Annotated in this window: 14 protein-coding genes; 8 read left to right on the top strand and 6 right to left on the bottom strand. The window is 49.4% G+C overall.

Annotated features, from left to right (window positions below; all coding sequences use genetic code 11):
* The first annotated feature begins 20 nt into the window (after positions 1-20).
* The 6 genes from hisD to C5O19_RS07665 all read left to right on the top strand — a co-directional run bounded on the left by hisD (position 21) and on the right by C5O19_RS07665 (position 9,606).
* Entirely contained in the window at positions 21-1,298 is a 1,278-nt protein-coding gene (gene hisD, locus C5O19_RS07640) for a histidinol dehydrogenase (RefSeq protein WP_104711049.1), read from the top strand.
* Between the two features lie 24 nt (positions 1,299-1,322).
* A complete protein-coding gene (gene hisC, locus C5O19_RS07645; RefSeq protein WP_104711051.1) occupies positions 1,323-2,387 on the top strand; it encodes a histidinol-phosphate transaminase in 1,065 nt (354 codons plus the stop codon).
* 92 nt (positions 2,388-2,479) lie between these two features.
* Complete coding sequence (locus C5O19_RS07650) at positions 2,480-3,016, top strand: hypothetical protein (RefSeq protein WP_102200447.1); 537 nt, start codon at positions 2,480-2,482, stop codon at positions 3,014-3,016.
* Positions 3,017-3,114: 98 nt separating this feature from the next.
* Positions 3,115-6,441 carry a UvrD-helicase domain-containing protein gene (locus tag C5O19_RS07655; RefSeq protein ID WP_104711053.1) on the top strand — a complete coding sequence of 1,109 codons (3,327 nt, stop codon included), beginning with the start codon at positions 3,115-3,117 and terminating at the stop codon, positions 6,439-6,441.
* A 195-nt stretch (positions 6,442-6,636) separates the two neighbouring features.
* Positions 6,637-8,742 carry a Tex family protein gene (locus tag C5O19_RS07660; protein WP_104711055.1) on the top strand — a complete coding sequence of 702 codons (2,106 nt, stop codon included), beginning with the start codon at positions 6,637-6,639 and terminating at the stop codon, positions 8,740-8,742.
* Positions 8,743-8,928: 186 nt separating this feature from the next.
* On the top strand, positions 8,929-9,606 hold the full coding sequence (locus C5O19_RS07665; protein ID WP_104711057.1) for a C40 family peptidase: 678 nt from the start codon (positions 8,929-8,931) through the stop codon (positions 9,604-9,606).
* On the opposite strand, the gene C5O19_RS07670 is transcribed toward C5O19_RS07665, so the two are convergent.
* The 6 genes from C5O19_RS07670 to C5O19_RS07695 all read right to left on the bottom strand — a co-directional run bounded on the left by C5O19_RS07670 (position 9,603) and on the right by C5O19_RS07695 (position 18,199).
* On the bottom strand, positions 9,603-9,890 hold the full coding sequence (locus C5O19_RS07670; RefSeq protein WP_104711059.1) for a GNAT family N-acetyltransferase: 288 nt from the start codon (positions 9,888-9,890) through the stop codon (positions 9,603-9,605). The genes C5O19_RS07665 and C5O19_RS07670 overlap by 4 nt on opposite strands.
* 54 nt (positions 9,891-9,944) lie before the next feature.
* Positions 9,945-10,955 (bottom strand): glycosyltransferase, encoded by a 1,011-nt coding sequence (locus C5O19_RS07675; RefSeq protein ID WP_104711061.1) that lies wholly within the window; start codon positions 10,953-10,955, stop codon positions 9,945-9,947.
* Between the two features lie 269 nt (positions 10,956-11,224).
* Positions 11,225-12,517 (bottom strand): glutamate-1-semialdehyde 2,1-aminomutase, encoded by a 1,293-nt coding sequence (gene hemL / locus C5O19_RS07680; protein ID WP_104711062.1) that lies wholly within the window; start codon positions 12,515-12,517, stop codon positions 11,225-11,227.
* 147 nt (positions 12,518-12,664) lie between these two features.
* Positions 12,665-14,320 carry an ABC transporter substrate-binding protein gene (locus C5O19_RS07685; RefSeq protein ID WP_104711064.1) on the bottom strand — a complete coding sequence of 552 codons (1,656 nt, stop codon included), beginning with the start codon at positions 14,318-14,320 and terminating at the stop codon, positions 12,665-12,667.
* A 151-nt stretch (positions 14,321-14,471) separates the two neighbouring features.
* Complete coding sequence (gene yidC / locus C5O19_RS07690; protein ID WP_104711066.1) at positions 14,472-16,277, bottom strand: membrane protein insertase YidC; 1,806 nt, start codon at positions 16,275-16,277, stop codon at positions 14,472-14,474.
* A 266-nt stretch (positions 16,278-16,543) separates the two neighbouring features.
* A complete protein-coding gene (locus tag C5O19_RS07695) occupies positions 16,544-18,199 on the bottom strand; it encodes a CTP synthase (RefSeq protein WP_104711068.1) in 1,656 nt (551 codons plus the stop codon).
* A 184-nt stretch (positions 18,200-18,383) separates the two neighbouring features.
* On the opposite strand from C5O19_RS07695, the gene C5O19_RS07700 reads away from it, so the two are divergent.
* Both C5O19_RS07700 and C5O19_RS07705 read left to right on the top strand, forming a co-directional pair.
* Positions 18,384-18,854 carry a hypothetical protein gene (locus C5O19_RS07700; protein WP_133163323.1) on the top strand — a complete coding sequence of 157 codons (471 nt, stop codon included), beginning with the start codon at positions 18,384-18,386 and terminating at the stop codon, positions 18,852-18,854.
* 147 nt (positions 18,855-19,001) lie between these two features.
* Positions 19,002-19,325 (top strand): hypothetical protein, encoded by a 324-nt coding sequence (locus C5O19_RS07705; RefSeq protein WP_104711072.1) that lies wholly within the window; start codon positions 19,002-19,004, stop codon positions 19,323-19,325.
* The last annotated feature ends 35 nt before the right edge of the window (positions 19,326-19,360 follow it).

A 19,360-nucleotide genomic window follows, 5' to 3' on the forward strand; every position in this document is an offset into this window, starting at 1 on the left:
CTGTTTCAGGCACTTTGTGTATGCAACTTATTCGTTACCCTGAGCCGGAAACCTGGGATACCCTGCTGGCCCGGCCCGTACAGCAAATGGCTCAAATCGAGCAGTTGGTTCAACCCATTTTGCAACACGTACGAAGCCACGGCGATGCGGCTTTGAAAGAATACGCTCTGAAATTCGACAATGTCCGGCTGGATCGGCTGGATGTGCCGATGGAAGTCATGGAAGTGGCCGAACGGCAGCTTTCGCCAGCCCTCAAGGATGCTATCCGGCAGGCTTATTCGAACATTGTTAAATTCCACGCGGCTCAGCGGCAGGCTCCCGAGAAAATCGAAACCATGCCAGGGGTTACCTGCTGGCGGAAATCCGTCGGAATCGAGAAAGTCGGCATTTACATTCCCGGAGGTACTGCTCCCTTGTTCAGTACCGTCTTGATGCTGGGTATACCGGCTCAACTGGCAGGCTGCAAAGAAGTAGTACTGTGTTCGCCTAGTCAGCACCCGGCTATTTTGTACGCTGCCAAGCTGGTGGGTATAACCAGAGTATACACCATTGGTGGGGCTCAGGCCATTGCCGCCATGGCGTACGGCACAGAAAGTGTACCGCAGGTGTACAAGATTTTCGGACCCGGCAATCAGTTCGTAACGGCGGCTAAAATGCTGGTGGCGAAAGAAGGCGTGGCCATTGACATGCCCGCCGGACCCAGCGAAGTGGCCGTATACGCCGATGAGACGGCTAATCCGGCCTTCGTGGCGTCTGATTTGCTCTCACAAGCCGAACACGGTAAGGACAGTCAGGTACTGCTGGTGTCCACTTCCGAATCCGTACTTACTCAGGCGATGGACGAGGTAGAAAAACAGGTTCGTGAACTATCCCGTGAGGACTTCGCTACGCAGGCTCTGGAGCATTCCAAAGCCGTGCTGGTACGCGATTCAAGCGAAGCACTGGATTTGTTGAACGCTTACGCCGCCGAACACCTCATTCTTTCGGTCGAAAATGCCGAAGCTCTGGTGGATAAAATTATCAATGCCGGTTCCATCTTCCTGGGTCACTATACACCCGAATCAGCGGGTGACTACGCCTCGGGTACGAACCACACCCTGCCTACGAACGGGTACGCCCGGGCGTATTCAGGCGTTTCGCTGGATAGCTTCGTCAAAAAAATTACGGTTCAGTCCATTTCGAAAGAAGGATTGAAGAACATTGGTTCGACGATTATGGAAATGGCAGCAGCCGAATCGCTGGATGCTCACCGACGGGCCGTAGAAATTCGTCTGGAACAGTTAGAAACGGGCGAATAAGCCCAAAAAAGATAGCACATACCGATGTTTCAATTAGAGAAACTAGTACGTCCGCACTTGCTTTCGCTTACTCCGTACTCGTCCGCCCGCGATGAATACAGTGGCAAGGAAGGCGTGTTTCTGGATGCGAACGAAAACCCTTTAGGCTCGGCTACGGCCAACGCCTACAATCGTTACCCCGATCCGTATCAGTGGGTCGTCAAGGAGAAACTGGCTCCTCTCAAAGGTGTCCGGCCTTCGCAGATCATGCTGGGCAATGGCTCCGACGAACCAATTGATTTGCTGGTCCGGGCCTTTTGCGAGCCTAAGGAAGACCATATTCTGATCCTGCCGCCGACCTACGGCATGTACGAGGTATCCGCGAACATTCAGAACGTGGCTGTCCAGAAAGTACCGCTGACGCCGGAGTTTCAGATCGACGTGCCCGTTGTACTGGCTGCCGCAGATGAACATACAAAACTCATCTGGCTCTGTTCGCCTAATAACCCCTCGGGGAACGTACTGCGGCGGGCGGACATTCTGCAAATCATTGAATCGACTTCCTGCATTGTGGTCGTCGATGAAGCTTACATTGATTTTGCAGCGGATACAACGTTGTTGACGGAACTGGATCGTTACCCGAATCTGGTTGTCTTGCAGACCTTCTCCAAAGCTTGGGGACTGGCCGGTTTACGCGTCGGGATGTGTTTTGCCAGTGAAGCCATTATTGCATTACTGAACAAAATCAAATCTCCCTACAATATCAGTAGCGTAACCCAGCAACTACTGGCCGAGGCTCTGACGGAGGTGGCGAAAAAGGATGCAATGGTACAGACGATTCTCGTCAACCGCGAACGCCTACGCCAGCGTCTGGAATCATTACCCAACGTTGAAAAAGTATTTCCGACGGATTCTAACCAGCTGTTAGTAAGGTTTCAGGATTCGGCGGCTGTATTTTCTTACCTGCTCGAACACAAAATCATCGTCCGGGATCGTTCTAAAGTCAAACACTGTGACAACTGCCTCCGAATTTCGGTAGGTACCGAGGAAGAGGATAACGTGTTGTTTGACTCCCTGCTGGAATTTACCCGAGCGATTGTTCACGACTAGTACAAATTTTGCTTGTGTATGGCGAAGGAGGTCTGAATTCAGATCTCCTTCCTTATATCGTTCATCCCTCCATGTTATCGTTTAACCAACCAATGAAAAACTTTTTCCGTATTTCGGTTCTTCTGGTGGGCGTTCTGCTCGCTGGTTCACACGTTAGTTTTGGTCAGGCCAAGAAGTACGCCGTTGGCTTTAAAGTAGGAGAGCCCCTGGGCCTCAATGCCCGGATGTACCTCAATAATAACCGGGCTATCGACGTGGGCTTAGGTACCTACGGGATGCTTTGGGGACGGGAGCGGAAGTACGGTCCACACGGCCGGTTCAAGAATACGGGCTGGACCCTGAACGCCAATTACCTCTTCCACACGGGTAACGAAGGCAAACGTTTTCAGGCTTACTACGGATTTGGGGGACAAATTACCAGTCGCCGGAGTTTCCCGGACCGTCTGGCGTCTATCAATGGCTACGAAAATAAAACGGGGATTGGAGCGAGTGGTCTGGCTGGCGTCGAGTACTTCCTGCGGGATTCGCCGTTGTCTCTCTTTGCGGATGCTGGTCTGTACGTAGAATTACTACCCGTACCGATCTTCATGCATGTACAGGGAGGCGTCGGAGTTCGCTTTAACTTTTAAGGTGAAAAATCCAGAAAGCAGCGGGATTTTATACGAAACGACCGTAACTTGAGATAGTATTAAACGAAAGCAGGCCCAGCCTGCTTTTTTCATCGGTAATGTTTACGATTTACGCGGCTTCGGCGGGGTCAGGAAAGACTTTTACGCTTGCCAAAGAGTTTCTGAAACTGGCTCTATCGAGTCATCCAAACGAAGAAGGCCTGTTGCAGTTTAGTCCTTCGTACTTCCAGCATATTCTGGCCGTAACGTTTACGAATGATGCGGCTCATGAGATGAAAAGCCGAATCCTGCAAACCCTGCAGGGGATCAGCCGATACCGTACGCTCGACGAAACAGCTCGGCGGAAAGTAGAAGCCTACCGACAACTGCTCTTACAGGAAATCACGGACCCTCAGACGGGGCAACTGATTACGGAAGCGGAACTCGAAAAACGTTCGGCTCAAACCTTTCAGGTACTCCTCCATCAGTATAGCCGATTATCTGTTTCCACCATCGATAGCTTTACGCAACGGGTAGTGGCGGCGTTTACAGAAGAACTAGGTATTCCCTATAACTTTGAAGTAAGTCTGGAATCGGATGTGATTGTAGCCGCCGGAGTAGAACAGCTACTTAGTAAAGTGGGGCAAACGGAGTTTAGCCAACTGACGCTGGTACTGGAAGAACTCGTGGCCGAAATGGCGGACGAAGGCAAAAGCTGGACTTCTCTGCGAACGGAACTACAAACCGTGGGCAAGAAAATTCTGGATGATAAACATCGGGATGCCCTGCAAAAGCTAGCTGAACTCAGTGCGGAAGACTTTTGGGAAATACGCCGACAGATCCGTGAATACTGCCAGTGTCAGGAGGAAGAATACCGCCGCCTGGGCCGTCTGGCTATGGAACTCATTGAGGAGAAGGCAACGCTGACCATTAGTGATTTTAATTACGGAGCCACGGGGGCCGCCGGTTTTCTGCAAAAGGTACGCGACGGACAGAAGAAGTTCGCCGAAGGCGTTTCCTCGCGTTTACAGGCCGTCATCCGGCGGGAGCAAAACTGGATGAAAGCCAAAACACCTCTGCTGATTCTTTCGCAGTTCGAACGTATTGAAGCAGAGCTGGAAGTGGTGGGCCGTGAAGTGATCAATCTGTACGAGAGTCAGATTGAAAAATATACCCTGTGTCAGGAGTTAGAGAAACACCTGCACAAACTGGCCCTGCTCAAGCAACTGTCCGATGAAGTAAAAGCTATTGAGGATCACTCCGGGCAAATTCACATCTCCCGATTCAACCAGTCCATTCTCAACATTGTACTGGAAGAGCCCGTACCTTTTTTGTACGAACGACTCGGGGAGAAGTTTCATCACATCCTCATTGACGAGTTTCAGGATACATCACAACTTCAGTGGCTGAACTTTATGCCGCTGATTGACAACAGCTTATCCTCCAGTCACTACAACCTCGTGGTGGGTGACGCAAAGCAAAGTATCTACCGGTTTCGGGGGGGAGAAATGGAGCAGCTGGTCCATCTTCACCAAAATAAAGGCAGTGATCTGTCGCCCATGTTACCGCCCGGGAATACCATTAACTGGAACGTAGGCGATCGTCTGCTGACCATTTCCCGGCATTTGCAACCGGAGGTGCTCAACTACAATCGGCGGAGCTGTAAGGAAATTGTGGATTTCAACAATGACCTGCTAAAGCATGTGCTGGATCATCAGATTCGGGAAGAGTGGCAGGTGACGCCGCGAATTTATCAGACCTATTTTCAGAAAACGCCCGAAGTTAATCCTAAGTGCGGTGGACACGTACAGATCGATTTTCTGGAAACGGAGGCGGATACCGAACCAACGCCCGCTTTTGTCATCAACCAAATCAACGCCTGTCGGGCCGAAGGATATACGTACAAGGATATTGCCATTTTGTGTCGAAAAAACCGGCACGCCCGGCTCCTGGCGGATACCTTGACCGCACACCGGATTCCGGTTATTTCCGCCGATTCACTCCTGGTGAGTGCCTCGGTAGCGGTGAATTTAGTCATGGCGTTTTTGCGGGTTCTGGATGCACCCGATCAGCCACTGGTCAAATACGAAGCGGCCTACCTGTATCTGAAGGACATTCAGGGGAAAGTTCCGAATGAGGAAATCAACACCCGGATCCGGGCTATGGTAGAATCGACGGACTGGAAAGCCTTCTGGACGTGGCTGAAAGAAGAAGGACAAACCCTGGAGCCTTCGGTGTTACGAAAATTCGGACTGTTTGAACTTTGCGAAGAACTGATTGCCCGTTTTCGGCTATTCGACGTACCCGCTCAGGCTCCGTACCTGTTTCGGTTTCTGGACTACGCCCAGGATTTTTCCGTTCGAAAAAGCGGCCATCTGAGCGATTTCGTACAGGATTGGGAACAGCAAAAAAACAAATTGTGCGTCAATACCCCCGAAGGTAGTGACGCCGTGACCATTCAGACGATCCACAAGTCGAAAGGAATGGAGTACGGGGTCGTCTTGTTACCGTACGCCAATTGGAGCTTCACGTCGAATCAATGGGACGAAATCTGGGGAGATCTGGAAGAGATTGAGTTAGAGGAACTACAATTGCCTGAAAGTGGCGACCGTCAGCTCCGTCGTTTGCGTACCGCTCCTTTTTCGGTGACGCAGAAGCTCGCTCAAACCCACTTGAAGGCCGAATACGAACGCGAAACGGAGCAAACCTTTCTCGATAATCTAAACCTGTTATACGTGGCCCTGACCCGTGCCGTCGAACGATTGTACGTCTCGATGGAAGTAAAACGGACGAAGAAGGGCGAGCCTTTGAAAGACACCGTCGGTCAGTTTTTTGCGAGTTACGTCGATTCAGACGAAGGACAGCACATCGTACGACAGGGGAATGCTCTCAAGCCCCGCCCCGTCGCAGTGAAAGATGACACGACGATTAGTATTGAAAACGTGCTCACGGTTCGGCGGGAAAGTATGCGTTTACGGAGGCAGAAAGATCGACTAACGGAATGGGATACGTTTACCAGTCAGAAAGACTGGCCTAATAAAGCTCATGCCGTCATGCGGGATATCCGTACGCCTGAAGACGTACCCAACGTGATTGAACGAATGCAGAAACGGGGCCTCATTGACGAGTCGCAGGTGATTCTTCTCCGGGAAGCCATTGAGCGGGTATTGAGTCGGGAAGAAATGAAACCGTACTTTGAATTGCCCGCCGAGTTTTTGTCGCAACAGGAAATCCTGATGCCCAACGGAGATATTCTGCGTCCGGATCGGGTCGTAATTCGCCCCGATCAAAGCATAGCCATTCTGGATTACAAAACCGGCCAAATCCGAGATAGCCACCGGGACCAAATGAAATCCTACGCCCGCCGTTACCGCGAAATGGGTTATACAAAAGTTGAAGGATGGATTGTGTATCTGGAGACCGGAGAGATTGTATCTGTGAAGTGAGTTTAGTGTTTTGGGTTGAGTAGTTATTCCGAAATCGGCATGGCATAGTAGGAGGGAATTAGTTTCGCGTCGGAGACGCTTAACCAGTTGCACCCCGATCATTCCATGATAGTTACAAATCGGAGTGAGCCGAGGAAACGCTAAACCCCAAACCCAAAGCAGGCAACTGAAAACCGTAAACTGAATATTGTACCCATGCGTACCGCAGTAGCTTTTATTTCAAGTCAGTTATCGCTTTCCGCTCGTTCGGTCGAGCATACCATTCAACTTTTTGACGAAGGAGCCACCGTGCCCTTCATCGCCCGGTACCGTAAGGAAATGACGGGCAGTCTGGATGAAGTACAAATTCAGGCCATCAAAGATCAGTACGAGAAATTCAAGGAAGTGGAAAAGCGTCGGGAGAGTATCCTGCAATCCATTCAGGAGCAAGGTAAACTAACGGCCGAGCTTCGGAAACAACTCGAAGCTTCCCAGACGCTTACTCAGCTCGAAGACCTGTACCTGCCTTACAAACCCAAGCGGAAAACCAAAGCCAGTATCGCCATTGAAAAGGGATTGGAACCGTTGGCCCGGCTAATTTTTGAGCAACGCGAACGCGATATTACGGGGAAAGCTCAAGCTTTTATTAATGAGTCAGTACCCACACTGGAAGAAGCCTATCAGGGAGCCAGCGACATTATGGCCGAGTGGATCTCTGAAAACGCGGACGCCCGAAATGCAGTTCGTAAAGTATTTGAAAGACAGGCGATTGTCTATGCTAAACTCAAGAAAAATAAAGCAGAGGAAGGAGCCAAATACCGCGATTACTTCGATTTTTCGGAAGAGTTGCGGAAAATTCCCTCACATCGCCTGCTGGCCATTCGGCGGGGGGAAGAAGAAGGCATTTTATCCGTAAGCATTTCTCCGGATGAAGAACGCTCGCTGGAACAGCTAGATCGATTGTTCGTTCGGGGTTCTTCACCCGCTAAACCATTCGTAGAAGATGCTATTACGGATAGTTACAAGCGACTCATCAAGCCCAGTATTGAAAATGAATTTGCCCGACTTTCGAAAGAAAAAGCCGATGCTGAGGCAATCACCATTTTTGTGGGAAACCTTCGGCAATTGCTTCTCTCGTCGCCACTGGGTCAAAAACGGGTGCTGGGTATTGACCCTGGTTACCGGACGGGCTGCAAAACCATTGTACTCGATGCACAGGGCAATCTGTTGAGTGATACTGTACTTTATCCCTTTGACAAAAAGCAGGAGGCGGAAGCGAAAGTCCGTCAGCTCATTGCTTCGTACCAGATCGAAGCCGTAGCCGTAGGCAATGGTACTGCAGGACGGGAAACGGAAGATTTCCTGAAAGGACTATCCCTGACAATTCCCATTTTTATGGTTTCCGAACAGGGAGCCTCCATCTACTCCGCTTCGGAAGTGGCCCGGGATGAATTTCCGGATAAAGACATTACGGTCCGCGGAGCTGTATCGATTGGTCGCCGCTTGATGGACCCCTTGGCTGAACTGGTTAAAATCGATCCCAAGTCCATTGGTGTAGGACAGTATCAGCACGACGTAGATCAGGGAGCGTTAAAGAAAAGTCTGGATACGGTGGTGGAGAGCTGCGTTAATGCGGTAGGAGTCAACCTGAATACGGCGAGTAAACACTTGCTGAGTTACGTCTCCGGATTGGGCCCTACGCTGGCTCAGAACATCGTGACGTACCGCCGCGAACATGGAGCTTTTAAATCCCGGAAAGAACTTTTGAAAGTACCGCGATTGGGTGGAAAGGCCTTTGAGCAGTGTGCGGGCTTTCTGCGAATTGCGGAAGCTGCCAATCCCCTGGATAATTCAGCAGTACACCCGGAAAGCTACGACATCGTCGAACGGATGGCGAAAGACCTGGGTGTGTCGGTGAAAGACCTGATGACGCAAACCGAGCAACGGAAGAAAATACAGTTGCAAAAATACGTTACTGATAAAGCGGGCTTACCCACTTTGCAGGACATTGTAAGCGAACTGGAAAAACCCGGTCGGGACCCGCGTCAACCCCTCACGGCCTTCGAATTCGACGCTTCCGTACGAAAACCAGAAGATCTGCGGGAGGGGATGATTCTGCCCGGTATTGTTACCAACATTACGGCTTTCGGAGCCTTCGTGGACATTGGGGTGAAACAGGACGGGCTGGTACACGTATCGCAATTGTCGAATCGCTTCGTCCGGGATCCCAATGAGGTCGTTAAGTTGCAGCAGCAGGTTCAGGTGAAAGTAGTGGAAGTAGATCTGACCCGTAAACGCATCGCTTTGACCATGAAATTCTGATAAAAAAAAGGGGGAGCATGTAAAAAAATATGCTTTCCCTTTTGTCGTTTTTAGGACTGAATCCTTACATTCAAACCGATATAGGGTATTTTAAACCGAAGTTTTTTGGAAGACAATAGGTCTTAAATAGCTGAAAATCAATTGCAAGTACTAGTCTTCCTTCACAACTCACTTAAACACTAGCTTATGCGTTTTTGGACTTTTCCGCTCCTTTGTACGCTAAGTATTTTACTTAGTTCCTGTGAATTATTTCGTACGACGACTCGTAGTAAACCCGTCAGTCGCCAAACTTCGTACCGTGCACCTGCTAGCCGTTCGACTACGGCCTCGCGTCCTTCTTATGGTGGATCATCCGTCTCTCGATCGTATGCGGGGGCTTCGGCGGCTGCTTCCCCAGCTACACCGGGCAAATATGCTTTGACTAAAAAAGCAGAGTATAATCCCAAGGCGGTTCGGTACGACAAACAGTTGGTCAATGATGTGATCAATACGGCCAAGAGTTATGGCGGGACCAATTACCGGACGGGTGGGGGTACCAGTGTAGGGCTCGATTGTTCAGGATTGGTACAGGTAAGCTTTAAGCAGATCGGACTGAAACTGCCGCGTACAGCCGCTGAACAGGCCAATGTGGGACAATCGATCTCAGTGAGTGACTTACGGCCCGGCGACCTGGTCTTCTTCAACACGGAATACAAAGGTTTCGGTGCAAACCGAATCAATCATACGGGCATTGTCACCCATATCAATGGCTCCGAGGGTGTCATGTTTATCCACGCGTCCAGTAGTCGGGGCGTCATCGAAGACAACCTGTATAACGACTACTGGCAACGCGGATTCATTAAAGCTACGCGACTGCTGGATTAGGCCACCAGTCGTTTCCAGTCGGGGTGCCGTTCCAGATACGTCCGTACGAATGAGCAGTTAGGTACGAGCTTAAGCTGGTTATCGTCCAGATACTGAAACGTTTTTTCGACCAGTGCCGAAGCTATGCCCTGACCTTCGAGTTCTTCGGGAACTTCCGTATGATCGAGAGCCAGTGTATGAGTATCTAGTACGCGATAGGCAATCAAAGCCGTATGCTGGTCGATTTGTAATTCAAATTGCTGATCGTCCTCGTTTACGTTGAGGGATAGGGAGTCAAATTTCATGGGATCGTTTCGTTGTAAAATAGAGCCCGGCGGAAGAACCGTCGGGCTTTAGTATTAAGAGGGATATTCCACGCGTTCGCCGGTTTGTACCGTGCCTTTTGGTTCCCGCAGGTACTTCCAACCTTCACTTAAAAAGCCTAGGCCATAGCCCACCATTTGCACGAAAACGGCCTGCACACTGAGACTGGCGACGGTAATGCTCTGATTCTGTTTCCAGGAATCAAAGAAAATCATCAGACAGTAGGCCAGCAGAGCTAGTACCGAAAGCTGAAATAAGGGTTTAAAAATGAGCAGTTGAAGCGGGAAACTGAACAACCATACGGTGAACGCGGCCGGGAAAAAATGCACCAGTTTCAGCGTATCCGGGAAAAAACGAGTAATGTTGATGCGGGCTCGTCCGAAAAAACGAAGCTGTCGAAAAAAAGCCCCAAAGTCGGTCCGGCGTTTGTGGTAGATAAAAGCTTCGGGAATCAAAGCACTGCGAAAGCCCAGCTTAAGGGCCTGAATACTGAAAATAATATCTTCACCCATTCGAGTAATCCGGAAACCACCCGTTTGTTCCCAGACCTGCCGACTCAGTCCCATATTGAAACTCCGGGGGTGAAAGGTACCGCCCGCATTCTTGGCTTTACCCCGAATGCCCCCCGTAGTAAAGAGGGAAGTCATCGAATAACTGATGGCCTTTTGTACGGGCGTAAAGCTGGGATGATCGCGGTCAGGGCCACCGTATAGATCGAGTTGCTGACGATCGATTTCCCGGTTGACGATTTCCAGGTACTGCGGCTCCACCAGAGCATCCGAATCCAGAATAATAAACCAGTCGCCAGCCGCCCGTTCCATGCCGTAGTTACGGGCAAAACCCTGTCCGCTGTTGGGCTTTTCGTAATAACGAATGTCCAGAGCGGTTTCAAACGACCGAGCGACGTGTTCCGACCGTATGCCTGATCCATCTTCCACCACGACGACTTCAAAATTCCGAACCGTTTGTCGGGCCAGGCACGCCAGCAATTCCGCTAATTCGTCTGGACGGTTATACACGGGAATAATGATGGAAAAGCGACGCATGAATGGGGGAAAGGGTTTGAATGTAGTTTAAGGTTTGAATGGCGTTCGAGGGTCGATAAATGGTTTGAAGTTTGATTAATGTTTGAGGATTTGAAGGCTTTCTGAACGTTTAACGAAGGTTTGAAGGTTCGCGAGCTTTTAAATCACTTCCACAAACTTGTCTTCTGAAACACCTTTCTGGTAAGGCGACATTCGCTGTAGTCAAACCTTTCTCAAACACTAATCAAACCTCAAACTCAATCAAATTTTCCAAATATCTCTCAAACTCCCTACGCTCCACCCAGTACCTCCAGCAAGCTTACTTCGTGAGCGGCGATGATCTGATCGACGAGGTCATCCGTCAGGGCCGTTGAAATGAAGAGACTTTCAAACTGTGAAGGAGCCAGGTACACACCGCGTTTCAGCATCGCCTGGAAATAGGCTCCGAACATACTGAGATCAGAAGCCTTAGCCGAGGCAAAATCCGTAACGGGCTGTTCGTTAAAGAAAAGCGTATACATCGAACCAATGCGGTTGATGGTGAAGTTCTTACCGGCTTTCTGGTTACCCGCCCGCAGACCGTTTTCCAGCTTGGCTCCGATGCGATCCAGTTCTGTATAAACTTCCGGATTTTCGTTAAGATAGGTCAGCATGGCCTTTCCAGCGGCCATTGCAATGGGATTTCCCGAAAGCGTACCTGCCTGATAGACCGGACCCGCCGGAGAGACAAAATCCATGATTTCCTTGCGGCCCCCGTAAGCACCTACGGGCATACCGCCGCCAATGATTTTACCCAGCGTAGTTAAATCGGGCTGTACGGATGTGATGCCCTGAAAACCGGAAGCAGACAAACGAAAGCCCGTCATTACTTCGTCAAAGATCAGCAGAATTCCTTCTTTGTCGCACAGTTCCCGTAAACCTTCGAGAAAACCGGGCTCGGGCAATACTAGACCCATGTTTCCTACCACGGGTTCCAGGATAATAGCGGCAATTTGGCCTTTGTTGGCTTCTACCAGCGTTTCTACCGAATACAGATCATTGAAGGGAGCCGTCAGCGTATCGTTAGCGACGCCTTTGGTTACGCCCGGACTGTCAGGAACGCCCATCGTTACGGCTCCACTACCAGCGGCAATCAGGAAGCTGTCACCGTGACCGTGGTAACAACCTTCGAACTTGATCATTTTTTCACGACCTGTGAAGCCACGAGCTACGCGTATGGCCGACATCGTAGCCTCGGTACCGGAATTTACCATCCGAACTTTCTCGATGGAGGATACCATTGAAATAATGAGTTCCGCCATTTCTACTTCCCGACGAGTAGGAGCCCCGAAGGAAAACGAATGCTGAACCGCATCCGAAACGGCTTTCTGGATCATTTCATTGGCGTGTCCCAGAATCATCGGCCCCCAGGAGTTGATCAGTTCGATGTATTGGTTGTTATCTTCATCAATCAAATAAGGCCCTTGAGCTGCTTTGATAAATAGGGGATTGCCACCCACGGCCCGAAACGCCCGTACCGGCGAATTGACGCCGCCAGGAATGACCTCTTTGGCTCGTTGAAAAAGTTGTTCAGATGTTGTCATGGAAGCAAGTTGAGTTTCGGGTTACGAGTTTTGAGTTGCGTTACTAGTCAAAGCCTAAATTGCTGAAGTGCTTAGTAGCTGAAACGAATAGTTTGGTCGACCTAGGCTTCCAAACGCTAAACACAAAACCCTAAACTCCAAACTCATTTATTTAACCTGAATAAATTGATAGTTACTGAATTTTAGAACGTTGAAATTCTGATTGTCGGTGGATTGCCGATAGTCGAATCCACCCAGCGTATAGCCATCCTTGTAGGGCTGACTTTTCAGGCCTTTGGTAAAATCGCTACCGTACTTACCCAGCATACGACCGAAAAAGAGCATCGTATCGTACCCGAGGTAGGCGTAACTGGACGGTAGCGTGTTGATTTGAGTCATGTACTTCTGCCGGAAATCCAGTACCGCCGGATCCGTGTCACTACTAAACATGGAATCGAAGAAATATACATTCGAACCCGAAAACGTGGACGCCGGAGACGTGTTGGTATTGAAGGCTTCGTAAGGCACTAGCAGAGGAACACCCAAGTTTGTACTCCGATTCCAGGAAATCACGCCGGGGCCTTCGCCGCTACCCGTAAAAGCAGCCAGAATGTGACCCGGCTTTTTTCCTTTCAGTTCGACAGCGAGGCTTTCGCTGCGACCGCGTTTCATGCCCAGTACCTGAACCCCATTGGTTTTTGCTACTTGAGCGTATGTGGCGGCGAGTAGTGAATCCTGACGCGTATTTCCATAGGCGATGTACGTAGATTTGGGTGTAAAGCGTTGCGAAAACTGGAAGAGCAAACGAGCCTGTGATTCAACGGAGGGTTGTACCAGATACGTCTGGTTTACCAGTAAAGAACTATTCGTCGAGATGGGATTGACGATGGGAATGTTACGTTCGGCAGCCCAGGTCGTCGCTAATTCGTACGTAACCGGATACAGCGGTCCAATGAGTACATCCGACTGCTGAAACTGAGGATCTCCGAATACTTTCTGCATACTTTCAGCCGTGTTATCCACTTCATAGGCCAGGACATTGACCGTGATCCCTTCACTTTGTAGTTTTTTGACGGCCAGTCGGATGCCTTCGTACAGATCTACTACGAATTGATTGTTTGCCGAGTTCAGCTCATTCATTCGGAACGGGAAAAGGACAGCAATGGTATAAGCACTTTTCTTGCCTTTCGGAGCAGTCACTACCGGAATATTCGGACCCGTCGGAGCCGTGCGGGGTTTCAGGGAAAACCGAGTAGTAAGTCGGGCGGCTAAATCCAGATCGGCCTTATTCGTTGAGTTCCGCTGAATCAGAGCGACCAGATTTTCGGCAATAATGGCATCATTCGGATACTTGGTATGGAGCTGACGCAGCGTGGAAAGGTTCGTGCACTGAGCCAGATAATACGCTTCCAGCGATTCAATGTCCTGCTTCATGCGTGCTTCCGGCAGTCGTTTAAGGGCATCCACACCGGCCGTAAACTGATCTTCTTCCAGCAACACATTGGCGTACAGGTAGCGGGCATCAGCGATTTTTAGCCAGTTGGGGTAACGGCTTTCCAACTGGCGTAAGTACGTACGACTTTCCGCCAGCCGATCGCTTTTCAGGCAAGCCAGAGCCATGAAGTAGTGACTGTAGGGTACCAGTTCGTTCTGGTAACGGGCCGAGGTGAGCGGAGCAAAGTACTCGCGGGCCAAATCGTATTTTTTATCGCGAAGAGCCCGTTCGCCCTTCTGGTACGCCTGCTGGTAGTCCGCAGGAGCGGTTTGGGCCAGAACATTCAGCGAAAAAAGGATACTGAAAAAGATGAAGGTAAGTCGAATCATGAATACGTCTTTGGACAAAAGTAAATCAGAATGGACGGTCTTACCAACCGCCCCCAATATTTACGCAAAAGAAAGATACCAATCAAAAAGCCCCTTTCCGGTAGGTCAGGGGCTTTTGTCACGTTAGGCAGGCCATCGGGCCAGTTACCAACTATTTTTTCTTTTTGTTGGCCTGAGCTTCGGCTTGTTTTTTCGCTTCTTCCGCTGCTTTCAACTGTTTTTCGAGCATCTCAGAGAATTTCGATTTTTTCTTTTCTCCGCTCGAAATCTTGCGACGGTTTTCCTCCAGAATAGCCTTGATTTTATCTTCGTCAACGAAGCGTTTGATCAATTGCTGTTGCCCGATTGTGATCAGGTTGGATACCAGATAGTACCAGGCCAGACCCGCCGGGAAGGAGTTCATGATGAAGAAGAACACAAGCGGCATGATGTAACCCAGCGTACGATAATCTACCGGACCCGGCGTGCTTACCGTCGTTTGGTTGTTGTAGTACGCAAACAGAATGCTGGAACCCGTCATCATTACCGTAAACAAGCTGATGTGATTACCCAGAATCGGTAACGAGAAGCCGAACTTAATCAGATCATCGTACGAGGAAAGGTCATTGGTCCACAGGAAGGGCTGTTGACGCAGCTCAATCAGGTTCGGGAAGAGGAAGAAGACCGACATCAGAATGGGCAGCGTCAGCAATTGCGGTACACAGCCCGACAAAGGATTGACTCCCACCTGTTGGTACAGCTTCATCTGTTCCTGCTGCATTTTCTGAGCATCGTCGTCGCCAATTTTTTCCTTCAGGGCCGCAAGCTCCGGTTGTAACACGCGCATCTTCGCCATGGAAATGTAACTCTTGTACGTAAGGGGGGTCAGAATCAGTTTGATAATGAAGACCAGTACAAAAATCAGTACGCCGTAGTTGGAAATAAATCCACCGAGCAAATTGAACAGCGGAACGAATACATATCGGTTCACGGGTTTCAGGAAGGCGTAGCCCAGGTACACGTTTTCGTTAAAGTCAGGAGCTACCTGCGTGGTGAGCTGGTAATCGTTGGGGCCAAAGTACAGCTTGAACTTGCCTTTACCCGCCGCCAGATCAGCCGCAGGCAATTGTACTTCGGCTTCCAGCGTCTTCAGATTTTCCTCGTTATTGTCGGGGAAGGCCGTTGATTTCAGCTTTACACCCGAGAGGTTAGTACCTTCACCCACCAAGCCGGATACAAAATACATCTGCTTGAATGAAAGCCATTTGACGGGTTCTTCCAGCGTCTGCTCTTCCGTACCGGAACTATTCTGGCTCAGGTGATCGAAGGATTCATCCGTGGTTAAGTAGTTGATGGTACTTTCATTCCGCAGTTTGTTAACATCTTTCTCCGTACGATCAATAGTATGTGACCAGAACAGGCGGGCGTTTCCACCGAAATTTTTCGCGTTCAGATCATACCCCAGGGTAAAACCTTTGCCGGGAAGCGTATAGCGTTGCTCGATGGTTTGGCCACTGGCTAGTTGGAGGGTAAAGGCTACCGTGCCCGAACCGTTTTCTGCTACTACCTGGCTTTGATCCGTCGTAGTAAAGAATAACTGACTAGCATCTACTTTACCGGAACCGTTGGGCAATTCCAGTCCGAGACGGGAACCCTTCTCGTCGAAAAGGTACAGCGGCTTTTGATCGTACGTTTTGTAGTTTTTGAGAAGCACTTCCTTAATCCGGCCGCCCTGGGTAGAGAACGTGACGCGAACGTCTTTATTCTCAAGAACTACTTCCTGAGAAGTACCTTTGGCAGCGGATGAAAAGCTACCTAAGGCGGCGGTGTCCAGCGTAGCAGCCGTAGAAACATTCTTCTTGGGAACACCCATTTGCTGGGGTTTCTGGGGTTGCGGCTTTTCTTCGGGCATCAGAAACTGGTACCCAAGCAACATGCCAACAATCAATAGCAACCCAATGATGGTATTACGATCCATAAGGATGGTGGGGAGACAACAAGGCTCCGGTGTAATTAGAGTTTAAAAAAATGAGCACGCAAAGTTCGGAAACAATCCCGAAAGCCCTGCGTGCTCGTCCTTTTTTTCCAGTAATAGAATGGAATTAATGTTAAACGGTAATCGGTAGTGCCGATTGGCATTGATAAAACCCGTGGCCTAGTAGCTTATCTTTTCTAAAAAAATACTTTAGTTAGAGATAAATAACGGTTTAATTATCAGATACTTAATCCGTTTTGAGAACGTTTTTAGACGCCCACCGTTACCGATTCCCGTTTCGCGAGGGAGTAAGTAAGGGCTGCTTTCACGAAATGTACGAACAGCGGAGCCGGACTCAACACCGTACTTTTATACTCGGGGTGGAACTGTACACCGATAAAGAAGGGGTGAACTTCAGGTTTCAGCTCAATGATTTCGACCAGTTTGCTTTCCGGATTGATACCTGAGGTAACCAGACCAGCAGAGTTCAATTGCTTCAGATACGCATTGTTGAATTCGTACCGGTGACGGTGACGCTCGGAGATTTTCTTCTTGCCGTAAATCTGATGGGCGAGTGAATCTTTTTGCAGATCACAAGGCCAGGCTCCCAGTCGCATGGTACCGCCTTTGGCTTTGATGGCTTTCTGCTCCTGCATCAGGTCAATGACCGGATTAGGGGTGGAAGGTTCCAGCTCGGAAGACGAAGCACCGGCAATACCCGCTACGTTGCGAGCGTACTCGATGACGGCCATCTGCATACCTAAGCAAATACCGAAGAACGGAATCTTGTTCTCACGGGCGAGTTGTACGGCCCGGATTTTTCCTTCCAGACCCCGCTCACCAAAACCCGGAGCTACCAGAATACCGTCCAGACTGAGCAATTGCTCAATGACTTCTTCCTGTTCCAGTGTTTCCGAAGAAATCCATTCTACCTTAACCCGGCACTCATTTTCAGCACCGGCGTGGATGAAAGCTTCCGCAATGGATTTGTAGGCGTCTTTCAATTCGACGTACTTACCGACTAGACCTACCGTAATCTGGTCCGTTGGGTTTTTGTACTTGCCGAGGAAGTCTTTCCAGGAATCCAGATCGGGTTCCTGATCGTTGTACAGATTGAGTTTGTACAGAGCCCGCTGATCGAGCTTTTCTTTTTTCATCAACAGCGGCACATCGTAGATGGTCTCGGCGTCGATGGACTCGATTACGTCATTAGGCTGTACGTTGCAGAAGAGAGCAATCTTGCGACGCATATCCTGCGGAATCGGGTGCTCGGTGCGGCAAACCAGAATGTCGGCCTGAATACCGGATTCCGAAAGCGTACGAACCGAGTGTTGCGTCGGTTTGGTTTTCAATTCACCCGCCGAACTCAGGTACGGAACCAGGGTCAGGTGAATGAAGAGCGTATTGTTCTCACCCAGTTCATACTTCAGCTGACGGGCAGCTTCAATGATGGGTAAGGACTCAATATCACCCACGCAACCGCCAATCTCAGTAATGACAATGTCAAAATTACCCGTCGTACCCAACGCCGTAATGCAGCGTTTGATTTCGTCAGTAATGTGAGGCACCACCTGTACCGTTTTACCGAGGTACTTGCCCTCGCGTTCGGCCATGATGACGTTGTAGTAGATACGACCCGTCGTTACGTTGTTATCCTGTGACGTGGGGACGTTCAGAAAGCGTTCGTAGTGACCTAAATCCAGGTCCGTTTCGGCTCCATCATCCGTAACGTAGCATTCCCCGTGCTCATACGGATTGAGCGTACCGGGATCGACGTTGATGTAAGGATCGATTTTCTGAATAGTGACTGAAAGACCCCTGGCTTGCAGAAGTTTAGCTAACGAGGAGGCGACAATGCCTTTGCCGAGTGAAGATGCAACCCCGCCCGTAACAAAGATATATTTCGTCGGTTTGACCGTGGACATGACGACGTGTATGATTTGTGTACGGGATACAAAGATAATAGCAAAAGTTTAGAGTTTTCGGTTTTCGGTTGACAGTTTTTTTGACCGGAGTACTTAAAAAATTGGCCGTCAGCCGATTGGCTGCCGAATAAAAAATGAAAATAATGAAATGAATTCCAACGGCAGGATAAATGCCCGGGTCCTGATGAAAAAAGGAAAATCAATGAAAAAAGCTACTTTTCTTCTGCTGGTACTGGCTATGGCCTGTCAAAAAAACAAATCCGTTGAGCCGGTACTAACACCTTGTTTGGCAGAGAATGCCGCTACAGATGTCAAAACGCTTCGACAGCAATTGCTGGGCAAGTGGAAACTTGTTTATACGAGTTCGTCCGTTACGAATTATACAGCTCCGGTACCGAACGTGGAAATGATTTTCGCCGATACGAATCACATTGAAGTTCGAAAAGAGAAAAGTGTGCTGTATAAGGGAAATTATCAACTTATTAAACTAGAAAAAGGAGTTGCCATTACTGATTCCTTGGGCGTTGCCAGGTATGGAACCAGACCTGACAATTATCTAAGTGGGCGATTGTTTGTATGCCCTGAAGCCATGCAGATTGATTTGGCCGTAGGATCATATGTAGACCTACCTAATCGTCTGTTTAAGCGTTTATAATAAAGCTGGAAGATACCAGACAAAAAAAGAAAGACCCCAGCCGTAAGCAGTCGGGGTCTTTTTGTTGGTGTATGTGGATGAAACGGCACTTCTTACCCTGAAATTGTGTTACTGAAAAATAAGCTCATAATTTTCCAGGAATGTGCTATGAATCAGCAACCTATTTATGAACTCAGTATTCAGCCTTATCCCGCTTTACCCGATCAGCGGCGGCGGGATGCGTCCGTGGTGTACTTTTCCAACCTGAAAAAAACGGTAGAATTTTTGTTAACTACGCTGAACATACACGGCTGGGACCCACAGGTGAGTTACTCAACGATTTACCGAAATTTACAATTACGGGATAAGTTCTGGCAGGATTATGAAGTGAGTGGGGTGAAGTTTTTCCGAGTGGTCATTTCCAAGCAAATCCTGAATCCGGTACTGCCCGCCGTGGAGATGGAAGATTACCCGCGTAAACCCCGACGCTAGCGGCAAAACTATGCAAATTCCTTCCGGAAAGCTGT

The sequence above is a fragment of the Siphonobacter curvatus genome, from assembly GCF_002943425.1.
Classification (GTDB): Bacteria; Bacteroidota; Bacteroidia; order Cytophagales; family Spirosomataceae; genus Siphonobacter; species Siphonobacter curvatus.